This is a genomic window from Pseudoalteromonas sp. MSK9-3 (genome assembly GCF_003590335.1).
In the GTDB taxonomy this organism is placed as follows: Bacteria; Pseudomonadota; Gammaproteobacteria; order Enterobacterales; family Alteromonadaceae; genus Pseudoalteromonas.
The window spans coordinates 188,458-200,760 of record NZ_MIET01000024.1; the positions used below are offsets into that span (position 1 = coordinate 188,458).

The window sequence follows — 12,303 nt, forward strand, 5'->3', positions numbered from 1 at the left end:
CAACATGACGTTATTAGCCCCACAAAGACAGTTGTTATAACTGGTACTCACACTTATCTGAACTAAACTCAAATAAATAGTGATCAGAGGATGAGTTGCGTGCAATTAAGACATTCAGTATTACTGTTTAAAAATTATCCTTGCCTTGCCTTGCCTTGCCTTGCCTTGCCTTGCCTTGCTATTCGTATAAAATACCCCCTAATTATCAATTGATTGAGTATTCTATTTTGCAATTTAGAAATGATATAAATGGACTTCGAGCCATTGCCGTTATAGCTGTTGTGCTATTCCATTTTAACGCATCTTGGATGCCCGGTGGTTTTGCTGGGGTAGACGTGTTTTTTGTTATTTCAGGATTTTTAATGACTGGGATAATATTCAGAGGCATAGAGCAAGAAAACTTTTCTATTTTGAAGTTTTATGTTGCCCGAGCAAACAGGATTGTTCCTGCATTAGCAGTGCTTTGTCTGGTTTTATTAGTGTTTGGGTGGTTCTATCTTACTCCATTAGATTACAGAGCATTAGGAAAGCACGTAGGGAGTAGTATGGGCTTTCTATCCAATATCATATATTGGAGAGAGTCTGGCTACTTTGACGCTGCTTCACACGAAAAATGGCTTTTACATACTTGGTCTTTATCTGCTGAATGGCAGTTCTACATAATCTATCCATTAGTCCTTGTTGCTATGAGAAAGTTTATGTCGTTAAAGGCTATGAAAGCGGCTGTTTTAGTTGGAACGGTGTTGGGCTTTATCTTCTGTGTTGTAGCTACTTATAAATGGCCTAATCCTTCTTACTATCTATTACCTACCAGAGCGTGGGAAATGATGATTGGTGGTGTTGCATACCTTTACCCGTTAAAACTCGCAGAGAATAGAAAGAAAGTCTTTGAATGGGTTGGGTTAGCACTAATAATCCTATCTTATATTTTCATTTCAAAAGAAAACTTATGGCCTGGGTATTTAGCTTTAATTCCTGTTTTTGGTGCGTTTTTGCTAATCCAAGCTCAAAGGAATGATAGTATTGTAACAGGTAATATAATATTTCAATCATTAGGTAAGTGGTCTTATTCGATTTATCTTTGGCATTGGCCTCTTGTTGTTGCTGTATATTACTTTTCTTTAAATGAACAATTCATATATTTTGGTATTATCGCCTCTGTAATCCTTGGATTTGTTAGTAATAAGTATATAGAGGGGATTAATTTTAGAAATGACTTTTCTAATTTAGTGCAATATTTAAAGTGTAAACCTATTTGGTTTGTTTTTATGGTTGGTTTATTTGGTTGTGTGGTTTTTGCTAATCATGGTTTTATAAAGTTATCCCCTGATTCATATCAAGAATTAATAAGTAAGTCAATACCGAGCCCATATAGAGATAAGTGTCATATTGGATCTTATCAAGAACCATCTAAATCGTGTGAATATTTTGGAGAAAACATATCATGGGCTACTTTTGGAGATAGTCATACGGTTGAAATAGCATATGCATTAGCAAAAAAATTAGAGGTTAAAGGGGAGGGATTAAAACACTTTAGTTTCTCTGGTTGTAAACCATCATATAACGAGTTAGATAGCTTTAGTAAATGTGCTAAATGGTATAACGAAACGATTAAATATATAATTGACAATGATAATATAAAAAATGTTGTTTTTAATCACCGTTTCACAACAGGTATTTTTGGTGGTGATGCAAATAATTATCCTAATGAAAATAAATTTGACATTTCAAATGAATCTTTATCTACAATTGATAAATTGGATGAGTTGATTTTTTTATTGGCATCTAAGAAAAATAACGTTTATATTTTTTACCCTATACCAGATCTACCAAGACCGATAAATCAATTGATAGGTTATAAACTTCGCAATGGCGAAAGTTTAGATAATATAGTTGGTACGAAACTAAATTGGTACAAAAATAGAAATGGATATATGATTAGTCATTTTAACAAATCGAAATATCCAGCTAACGTTCATTTGATAAATCCTGAAGATGCTTTTTGTGATGAAAATAATTGTTATGCTGTAAAAGATGGAACTCCCTTTTATTTTGATGATGATCACCCCTCTGTCCTTGGTGCAAGAAAGTTAGTAGAAATGATTGAAGTATCAAATTAAATTGTCTGGAAGATCTTGAATTAACTCTTTTAGTTTTAGATCTTCCGTTTTTAAATAGAATACTTTCTTACTTCGGTCATATTTAGTATCTTTAATAAAATTATGCTTTGATAGCGTCTCTATGGGGCCTTGTTGATCAAATAGCTAACTACCAATCAACTTCTAAGTTTTAACTCTGTTGCTGATATTTGGGCATACCTAGCCAGGGTGAGATCATGAATGTATTTTAAGCAATTAACACAACCTGTCTTGCTTTAATGGGTCAAACATGATCGTATACTCTATTTTTGAGTAACGCCCATTATGAGCCTGAACGTTTTGACAAAACACTTTGAATTAATAGAAGACCCACGCCAAAAAATTAAAGTAATTTACCCTTTACACGACGTCTTGTTTCTTACCGTAGCAGCTATCATTGCTGGTTGTGAAGGCTGGGAAGACATTGAAGATTTTGGCCATTGCAAGCTCGAATGGCTGCGTCAGTATGCCCCTTTTAAGCACGCTACTCCAGTTCATGACACTATTGCACGTCTTGTCAGTCGTGTTAACCCTGACGCACTTCATAAGTGTTTTGTACAATGGATGAAAGAAACCGAAACACTTACTGACAACCAAGTGATTGCCATTGATGGAAAAACCCTGAGGCGTTCTTATGACCCATCTGACAGAAAGTCGACTATTCATATGGTCAGTGCCTTCGCGTCTCAAAATGGCGTTGTAATGGGTCAACTTAAAACAGATGCAAAATCCAATGAAATTACAGCAATTCCCGAGTTACTTGATTTACTAGAATTGAAAGGTCACTTAGTAACATTAGATGCTATGGGGTGTCAGACTAAGATAGCCAAAAAGATCATTGAAAAAGAGGCGAACTATCTATTTTCAGTTAAAGGTAACCAGGGGTCATTGCATCAAGCAATTAAAGAGGCCTTCTATACAGATAGTCAGAATGAACGTGCAGCCGCATACAGCTATCTGGAGCAACAACGTGGCCGCACTGAGTATCGTAAATATGACGTACTTCCAGCTGCACCATTCCATCTTACTGAAAAATGGTCAAAATTAACGACGATAGGGAAAGCAATTTACTACCGCATAGAGAATGGAAAAGAGCTTATCGACACTCGCTATTACATTAGCTCTGCGCAATTATCGGCAGAAGAGTTAGCCAATCATGTACGTAGCCATTGGGCCGTTGAGAATCAATTGCATTGGGTTCTTGATGTCTCATTTAGAGAGGATAACTGCCCAATAAATCGAGGTCATGCGGCAGAGAATTTCAGTACATTTAGGCATGTAGGACTGAACCAGTTGAAAAGAGAAAGTACCTTAAAAGCCAGCGTACGACGAAAACAACGCCGCGCTGCGATGGACACTGAATATTTAGATAAGGTGATCAGGGCTTAGCTGTTAACAGAATATTCACGCTCTCGCCCTGGCATACCTAGCCCAGTCATTTTATTTATTGCCTTCACTTTAATCATCGTTTCAGTATGCTGACTATTGAATTGACGACTTTTTAGCTTATCACCCATTACTTGCTTAAAACGATACATCGCCGTCTCGGCAAGTGAACGAAGATGGTACCCTGAATTCTCTTTCCACTGCGCTAACCCTATTTGGTGCATCATAAATACGGCATTATTTCTGGGGTGTCCTTCTTCCCAGTATTGGGCATTGTCTCTTGGCGGTACCCGCATAATCGCACCTTTTGCGGCGACCTCCTCATAGCAACTGCGTGTGTCATATGCTCCATCACCTGTGACTCTGTCTATATTCCTACGCAGTGGCCTGATTAAATCGGCAAGGGCTTCTCCGTCTGACACATTGACCATCGACAGCTCAGCACCCACAATATCGTGACTTGTCGCATCTACGGCCAAGTGCAGTTTTCGCCAAGTTCGGCGCTTAGACGCTCGATGTTTTCTCGTATGCCATTCACCATTTCCGTATACTTTAAGGCCTGTGCTATCGACTACGATATCTATAAAGCCTTTCCTTGCACTCTTTCTATATTGCACATCAAGTGTTTTACTGCGTTTGCATAAACAGCTATAACCCGGTGATTGCAATGAGGCATCCATCATAGTGAGCAAGGAATTTACAAACCCTTCTAAAGCCCTGAGTGGCAAATGGAATACAGCTCTTAAGGTTAAACACGTTTCAATTGCTAAATCAGAATAGTAATTTGAACGACCACGGCCACCGTGTTTTTCGGTATTCTGCCACTTTGAGATGGCACTATCACTTAGCCAAATATTGATGTTACCGCGTTGAACCAAAGCACGGTTGTACTGTGACCAATTCCTAATTTTCTTCTTCATTTCACATCATGGGTTAAGGCATTTAATGATCTGATCGCACCAAACCAAAGAAGTTCAATTATTTAGGAAACAACGCCGTCAAACGCTACCATTTCAAAATCCGTTGCCTTCGGGCGTGGCGGTTCAAGTCCGCCCACTGGTACCACTTTTTATAGCCCGCTGATTTATCAGCGGGTTTTTTCTTGTCTGAATTTTGAGTATGCGCCCGCGCGTGAGCTTTATCTGCTTTTCTACACTCTATTCCTTTACTCGTTGTTGTACCTCGCCATCTCTTTCATTTAGTGGCTATAACATATTTTGTATCGCTTGGTATAAGGCAACATGACGTTATTAGCCCCATAAAGACAGTTGTTATAACTGGTACTCACACTTATCTGAACTAAACTCAAATAAATAGTGATCAGAGGATGAGTTGTGTGCAATTAAGACATTCAGTATTACTGTTTAAAGGTGCTGCATTGATAAGTGCTGTTGTGGTGTGTGCTGTGAGTTGGTTTTTATACTGTGAAATTACCAATGGCATAAAACTAGAACGCAAATTTAGCGAACTAGAAAGCGCCATTAGTCGGATCATTTCACAAAAAGAGCGGTATATCGTTGAGCGTGAAAAACATATCGCTCAGGGGATTGAGCCACTTTACCTTAATTTTCAAGATAACTTTAATCAGCTCCTGATATTGATCATTGATGAGCCTGAACATGTTGAACAACTGGTCAAAGTCGATGAAAAAGTAAAGGAGTTTAAACAGATTTTTACTCAGTTTGAGCAGTCTCAAACTAAGCTTGGCTATAGCGAGAATGACGGAGTATATGGCGAATTTCGTTATCATGCTCATCAACTTCAATCAGTGGCCAGTAAAGCGTCGTTAACTGATTTAGAGATTCTGGTACTGGAACTGAGACGTGCGGAAAAAGACTACTTATTAAGGTTCAAACCACACTATTTAACATTGCATCAGCAGTACTTTGAAAAGGCCACGTATTTAGTTAAAACAGCCCAGCCAGAACGTGCTGCGATTAACTTACAGTATTTAGCCAAATATCAGCATGGCTTCTTGGAATACGTTGCTTTGATGCAGCAGCAAGGGCTTACGCATAAACAAGGGCTCAGGGCGGCGTTAAACCAGAATATTGAAGAAATAAAAACACAACGAAAAGTTCTCAGTGAAGGGTTGTTGAATGCAAGGCATAACAATAAATTATCGTTGATCCTGTATGACCTATCGGCGATCGTGCTTATTAGCGTGTTTTGTTTGATATTGTTAAATTATCTTAATAACCGAGTTTCTAAACATATATTAAAAATAAAACAGGTACTGCAACAAGTGACAGAGGGTGAAGACTTTTCTATCAGAACCAACTTACAGGGTGAGGATGAAATCGCTCAAATTGGGCATCATTTGGATGGTTTGTTTCACTATATTGAAACTTTACTGGCACGGTTAAGTGCAGCGCAAGCTCGGCTTATTGAAGAAGCCAAAATAGCCAGTTTAGGCAATATGGTCAGTGGTTTTGCTCATGAATTGAATACCCCGTTGGGGATTGCGATCACTAGTCAGTCTCATTTGAAAGAACAAGTGAAAGTGATAAAAGGGGAGCTAGAGTCTGGGGTATTACAAAAAAAAGCGTTAACCAAGCTTATAAGCGAAGCTGAATCTGCATTATTTTTATTAGAAAATAACTTACTACGAACGGCTTCATTAATTGATGATTTTAAAAAGGTTGCAGTTCATCAACAATATGATGACATGAATGAATTCAATTTAAGAACATTGGTTATGGGCGTCTTTGACTGTTATCAGTCAGAGCTCGTATCAGAGCATTATAGTGTTGAGTGTGAGATCCCTGAAAACTTGGTGCTAACGAGTTATCCTGCCGCGTTTAGTCAGATTTTGAGTTACTGTATAAATAATTGTATTAAACATGGAAAAGTCGACAACAAGCCACTTAATATTGTGGTATCAGCGATGGTGGTCAATGATTTTGTCCACTTTTATTTTAAAGATGATGGTAATGGCATAGATAAGGAGCTAATACCTGTTATTTTTGAACCCTTTATTACCACAAAACGTCATGATGGCGGGACAGGATTAGGTTTAAGCATTGTGTACAACCTGGTAACGCAAAAGCTCAAAGGAGAAGTAAAAATGCAGAGTCCAGCACATGGAGGCGCTTGCTTACATATTATTCTCGAAAATACACCGTACACATATGATGTAATTGAGACATTTGAACCGTCTGATGGGTAACTACGTGTTAACTGTATTGGGCTAGTATTTGATGTGCATGTACCGAATCAGAAATCGATGTCGTCGGTAAAATATCGTCAATAAAAAAGGCTACTGCATGGTAGCCTTTTTCTATTAAATTGGATTATGCTTTTTTACTTGCAACCCATTCGTCAACAAACTTCTCTAATACGTTTAATGGCAGAGGGCCATTTTTCAGTACTACATCATGGAATTGACGTATATCGAACTTATCACCAAGCTCTTTTTTAGCCGCTTCACGCAGTTCAAGTATTTTTAACATACCAATTTTATATGCGGTCGCCTGAGATGGCATAACAACATGGCGTTCTACCATTTTGATGCCGTCAGACTTTGCATTTGGTGTGTTGTTTACGTAGTAATCAATACCTTCTTGGCGAGTCCATTTCATCGCGTGGATACCAGTATCTACGACTAAGCGACAGGCGCGCCATAATTCCATTGCTAAGCGACCAAAGTCAGAATACGGGTCTTCGTATAGGCCCATTTCTTTCGGAACGAACTCAGAGTATAGTCCCCAACCTTCAGTGTAAGCGGTATAGCGACCAAACTTACGGAACTTAGGTACGCCTTCAAGTTCTTGTGCGATGGCTATTTGCATGTGGTGACCAGGAATGCCTTCATGGTATGCCAGTGCTTCCATTTGATAAGTTGGCATTGCCTCCATATCGTAAAGGTTTGCATAGTAAATACCAGGGCGTGAGCCATCTGGCGCTGGTTGTTGATAGAAAGCTTTACCAGCCGCTTTTTCACGGAATGCTTCAACACGTTTTACGATCATGTCTGCTTTTGGTTTGATAATAAATAGCTCATCAAGGCGAACTTTCATATTATCAATCATTGCAGTCGCATCATTTAGGTATTTTTCTTTACCTTCTTCCGTGTTTGGTAGGTAAAACTGTTTATCTGTTTTCATGAATTCCATGAATGCAGCTAAATCACCTTTGAAGCCAACCTTTTCTTTAATTTCACGCATTTCATCATGAATACGTGCAACTTCAGATAGGCCAATTTGATGGATTTCTTTCGCAGTTAAATCTGTGGTTGTCGTACGGGCAAGTGCATTGTTAAAGAACTGCTCGCCGTCAGGGAATTTCCATGCACCATCTCGAGAGTCTGCTTTTTTCTCGAGTTTTGCTAAGTAGTTAATTAGCTTGCTGTACGCTGGTTTCACTGCAACTTTTAGTGAGTCAGTTGCTTCATTGATCAAGGCTGATTTTTCATCTTGTGAGATCTCTAACTTTTCAACTTTACGTTTAAAGTCAGCGAGTAATGTAGAGTCTTTACCGCTTTCAAATGGTGCGCCAACAATGATGTTTTTGCTTGAATCAATTACATGTGGGAATACAAACTTCGGCGCTATAATCCCTTTATCAGCACGGATCTCTAAGTTAGTGATCAATTGTTCAAAAACTTTTGGTACGCCATTTAAACGTGAAATATAGTCTTTCGCTTCTTTCACGTTGCTGATCTGATGTTGGTTAATCAAGAATGCAGGCACCATTGAGTGTATGCCAAACATTTGGTTCACTGGGTAATTATGATGACGCCATTTATAATCAGCAATGTTGTCTTCTAGATTTTGCTTCATCAAGTCATAGCTTACTTGAGTTGCTTCATCTAGTTTATTTCGATCGATGCTGTTAAGTGTCATTAGGTTCTTTTTGGTGATAGCCAGCTCTTTTAGCGTCGTTTCTTCACTATCATCATCCCACTTATCATAATCTTGTTTGATACCCATATATGTCTGATATATGGGGCTGCGCATTACACTACTGGTGAATACTTCTTCAAAAAATGCATTGGCTTTGGTGATTTCACTTTGTTCCACTTGGACTTGTGGTGCAGGAGCAGGTTTATCAGCTGTTTGCTGACAACCACCTAATAGAGCAACACTGATTGCTGCAGCTACAAAGGTCAATTTACGCATCATAATACCCTTATTATTAATATGCCATTTGGCGGTAATTTGTAATTATTTATTTTTTTAGTTGGCGCAATAGCCAGCTTAGACGAACAATTCTAGCAGGTCATTTAAGTATCTGTGGCCCTTATTTGTAACCAACCATGAATGAGGCTCGTCAACGATAAGACCTTGAGTAATGGCCTGCGTGATCGCCGGTTGCACATCTTCAAATTTTAGCCCGGTATAACTTATAAACGCTTTTTTGCTACAGGGGGCCTGTAAACGAAAGCAATTCATAAAAAACTCAAATGCCCGATCAGACTCATCAACTTGCCAACTTTTATATAAATATGGTTTAGTTAAATCCATATAGCCACGAGGATGCTTCACCTTCTCGGTTCGCACTATTTGTTGGCCATCCAGTTGTGTAATTTTGCCATGGGCACCGCACCCAATGCCAAGATAATCGCCGAACTGCCAATAATTGAGGTTGTGGCGACATTGATAGCCAGATTTAGCATAACCAGATATTTCATACTGCTGATAACCCGCTTGAGCGAGCAAGGCTTGCCCTTGCTCTTGGATATCCCACAGGGTTTCGTCTTCCGGTAATTTAGGAGGCTTTGAGGCAAACTGCGTATTAGGCTCAATGGTTAGTTGATACCAAGAGATATGGGGTGGGCTTAAGTCTATAACACGCTGTAAGTCACTTAATGCGTCTTCAATACTCTGCCCTGGTAGCCCATGCATCAAATCCATATTAAATGAATTTAGGCCCGCAGACTTTGCTTCATGAGCAGCGTTGATGGCTTCTTGTTCACCATGTATGCGGCCCAGAGCTTTAAGTTTGTCTTCTTGTAAGCTCTGTACACCAATTGAAATGCGATTAATGCCCGCTTCTGCATAGCGCTTAAAACGGTCAGTCTCGACAGTTCCTGGGTTGGCTTCGAGGGTAATTTCAATGCCTTGTTCAAACCCAATTAAGAGTTCTACTTCTGAAAGCAACCGCATATATGCGTCTGCTGATAAAAGACTAGGGGTTCCGCCGCCAATAAAGATGCTATGAATTTTGCGGCCTTGTACATAAGGTAGGTCCGATTTTAAATCGTCAATCAGATGTTGAACATATTCTTTTTCAGGAATATCGCCTTTTTTACCATGACTATTAAAGTCACAATATGGGCACTTTTGCACGCACCAAGGTACGTGGACATATAAACTTAATGGAGGTAGCTTCACGCAGTCGCCTTAAATTGCGCAAGTAACATCTTCAATGCTTGGCCGCGATGGCTTAGAGCATTTTTCTCATCCTTAGTTAATTGCGCTGACGTGCATCCTTCACTGGGTACATAAAATACAGGGTCGTAGCCGAACCCTTCTCTGCCTTGTTGGCTTTGGGTGATTTCGCCTTCCCAGCTCGCTTGACAGATTATGGGGGTCGGATCATGCTCATGGCGCATATAAACTAGGACGCACCAGAAGCGAGCAGTACGCGCTGAGTGGTTTGTTAACGCATGTAGTAACTTGTCGATATTGTCTTGATCATTCGCTTGAGGACCTGCATAGCGTGCAGAGTAAACCCCTGGTGCGCCTTTTAAAGCGTCAACTTCGATTCCTGAGTCATCAGCGATGGCGGGTAGGCCGGTTTCTTTGGCTGCATGACGGGCTTTTATAATGGCATTCTCGACGAAAGTAGTGCCTGTCTCGGCGACTTCACTGACACTAAATTGACTTTGTGGCACCACCTCTATATTAAGCTCGCTGAGCATTGTGCCAAGCTCTTTAACTTTCCCTTGATTGCCTGTTGCTAGGACGATTTTTTGACTCATTGTCGTTTAATCCACATAAAATTTTTGTTGAAAGTTAAGTACTTGATACGTGTTGCCTTGGTTGATATTAATTTTAAAGCGATAGACTTCTTCATTGCGATAATCAACCTGGGCCAAATAGTATATTGCGTCACCATCAATGACTTCTTTAAACTCTAATGTTTGTTTACTGCCTAGCAAATTACGTGCTTCACCGGTTAAATTTGCCTTTAAAGCGGGGTTACCTTTTTTATTAGCGAGCACCGAGATATTAATGATCCCTTTATAATTACTTCGCTCTAAACCATACGCTTTGGCGATAGTCGGCTGAATAAATGTCGACGGAAAGGCGATATAATGGACTTGTAATGGGCCAAGGTTTTTGAATTGCCCACCTTGAGTGGAATTCGCATGCACGCAAACGCTGGTTGCTAACAGTATTAAAGCGAGAAAATAGTTTTTCATAAGTGGTCCTAAGGGGCACGTATTGTGCCCAGTTAAATTAACCTAATAGGTCCATCATTAGGATTTGTAAAAATTGCATACCAATGATCAAGACTAAAATTGATAAATCTAGTCCGCCAAGGGGAGGAATAACTTTACGGATCGGGCGAAGCATAGGTTCAGTTAATTGGTCGAACACCGCGGCAATGGGGTTATAGCCTTGTGCCACCCAGCTCAGTATTGCACGAATGATAAGCACCCAAAAAACTAAGCTAAAGGCTTCTTTTAAAACGGTCATCGCCCCAGTAATCGCGGCACCAACCGGGTTCCAGCCACCATAGAAAAGCACCATTAACAAAGATATTTTTGCAAACCCGACTAAAAAGGCAAGTATCAGAGACGCTAAATCTAACCCGCCAACACCAGGAATAATTTTACGTAAAGGGTTTACCGCAAAAGAGGTCGCTTTGACCACCGTTTGGCTCAGTGGGTTATAAAAATCCGCTTTAGCTAGTTGTAGCCAAAAGCGTAATAACACCACCATAAGAAATAGATCGAAGACGATCCCAATTAAAAATTGCATGGCATTCATAGTAAAACCTTATAGTTCTTGTTCCATCTGCTGAGCACGTGAAATACACGCATCCATCGCGTCGGCAACTGTGGTATGTAAGTTATGTGATTTTAAGTGTTCAACGGCTGCGTGCGTTGTGCCGCCTTTTGATGTAACGTTAGCACGCAACTGTGAAATACTGATTTCTGGTTGAGAGGCTGCCATTTCTGCAGCCCCTAAGGCGGTTTGTTGCACTAGGGCACGGGCTTGTTCAGCATCAAACCCTAAGGCGCGGGCTTTTTCTTCTATGGCTTCCATAAATAAGAAAAAATACGCAGGTGAAGAGCCTGTAACCGCAATAATATCATTTATTTTGGCTTCTGTTTCTACCCAAGTTGCAATCCCCGTACTTGAAAAAACTTGCTCTACAAAATTACGTTCTTCTGCACTGATCCCTTGGGCGAATAACCCAGATACGCCTAAACCAAGTAGGCTCGGTGTATTGGGCATACAGCGTACCATTTTAACGGGTTGACCTAGCATGTCTTGCAGCCTAGCGACGGTGATCCCTGCGGCAACTGAGACAAAAAGCTTGTTGCTTAAATCAACGTTTGCAGTTTGAAGTGAGTCGCAAAGTTGCGCCATCATTTGAGGTTTGACAGATAACACGATGACATCAGCTTCTTTTAATGCAGTAATATTGTTAGTCGTCGTTCTAACATTAAAGTCGGCCGCGACTTTGGCGAGCTTTTCTTCATTTCGGTTCGTCGCGATAATATTTTGCGGTGCAAAGCCGCTTTTGATCATACCACCAATTATGGCGTAGCTCATATTGCCAGTACCGATAAATGCAATTGTTTTATTCGACATTATTTTGC

General features: G+C 40.0%; 10 protein-coding genes. 3 read left to right on the forward strand and 7 right to left on the reverse strand.

Annotated features, from left to right (window positions below):
- Positions 1 to 227: 227 nt before the first annotated feature.
- Complete coding sequence (locus BGP78_RS09550; protein WP_119861182.1) at positions 228 to 2,120, forward strand: acyltransferase family protein; 1,893 nt, start codon at positions 228 to 230, stop codon at positions 2,118 to 2,120.
- A gap of 303 nt (positions 2,121 to 2,423) precedes the next feature.
- Positions 2,424 to 3,527, forward strand: a complete 1,104-nt coding sequence (locus BGP78_RS09555) for an ISAs1 family transposase (protein WP_119861183.1) — start codon at positions 2,424 to 2,426, stop codon at positions 3,525 to 3,527.
- Here the strand turns inward: BGP78_RS09555 and BGP78_RS09560 are convergent.
- A complete protein-coding gene (locus tag BGP78_RS09560; protein WP_119861184.1) occupies positions 3,524 to 4,444 on the reverse strand; it encodes an IS5 family transposase in 921 nt (306 codons plus the stop codon). The genes BGP78_RS09555 and BGP78_RS09560 overlap by 4 nt on opposite strands.
- A 416-nt stretch (positions 4,445 to 4,860) precedes the next feature.
- Between BGP78_RS09560 and BGP78_RS09565 the strand changes: the two genes are divergently transcribed.
- Positions 4,861 to 6,693, forward strand: coding sequence for a HAMP domain-containing sensor histidine kinase (locus BGP78_RS09565; RefSeq protein ID WP_119861271.1), 1,833 nt, complete (start codon positions 4,861 to 4,863; stop codon positions 6,691 to 6,693).
- A gap of 124 nt (positions 6,694 to 6,817) precedes the next feature.
- On the opposite strand, the gene BGP78_RS09570 is transcribed toward BGP78_RS09565, so the two are convergent.
- From BGP78_RS09570 to proC, 6 genes are all read right to left on the reverse strand, one after another.
- Entirely contained in the window at positions 6,818 to 8,644 is a 1,827-nt protein-coding gene (locus BGP78_RS09570) for a DUF885 family protein (protein ID WP_119861185.1), read from the reverse strand.
- 78 nt (positions 8,645 to 8,722) lie between these two features.
- On the reverse strand, positions 8,723 to 9,859 hold the full coding sequence (gene hemW / locus BGP78_RS09575) for a radical SAM family heme chaperone HemW (protein ID WP_119861186.1): 1,137 nt from the start codon (positions 9,857 to 9,859) through the stop codon (positions 8,723 to 8,725).
- Entirely contained in the window at positions 9,856 to 10,449 is a 594-nt protein-coding gene (locus tag BGP78_RS09580) for an XTP/dITP diphosphatase (RefSeq protein WP_119861187.1), read from the reverse strand. The genes hemW and BGP78_RS09580 overlap by 4 nt, the downstream gene beginning before the upstream one ends.
- Before the next feature lie 6 nt (positions 10,450 to 10,455).
- On the reverse strand, positions 10,456 to 10,893 hold the full coding sequence (locus BGP78_RS09585) for a DUF4426 domain-containing protein (protein ID WP_119861188.1): 438 nt from the start codon (positions 10,891 to 10,893) through the stop codon (positions 10,456 to 10,458).
- Between the two features lie 37 nt (positions 10,894 to 10,930).
- The gene (locus BGP78_RS09590) at positions 10,931 to 11,464 is read right to left on the reverse strand and encodes a YggT family protein (RefSeq protein WP_010362488.1); all 534 of its coding nucleotides are present in this window, start codon (positions 11,462 to 11,464) and stop codon (positions 10,931 to 10,933) included.
- 9 nt (positions 11,465 to 11,473) lie between these two features.
- Complete coding sequence (proC, locus tag BGP78_RS09595) at positions 11,474 to 12,295, reverse strand: pyrroline-5-carboxylate reductase (RefSeq protein ID WP_119861189.1); 822 nt, start codon at positions 12,293 to 12,295, stop codon at positions 11,474 to 11,476.
- Positions 12,296 to 12,303: the final 8 nt, after the last annotated feature.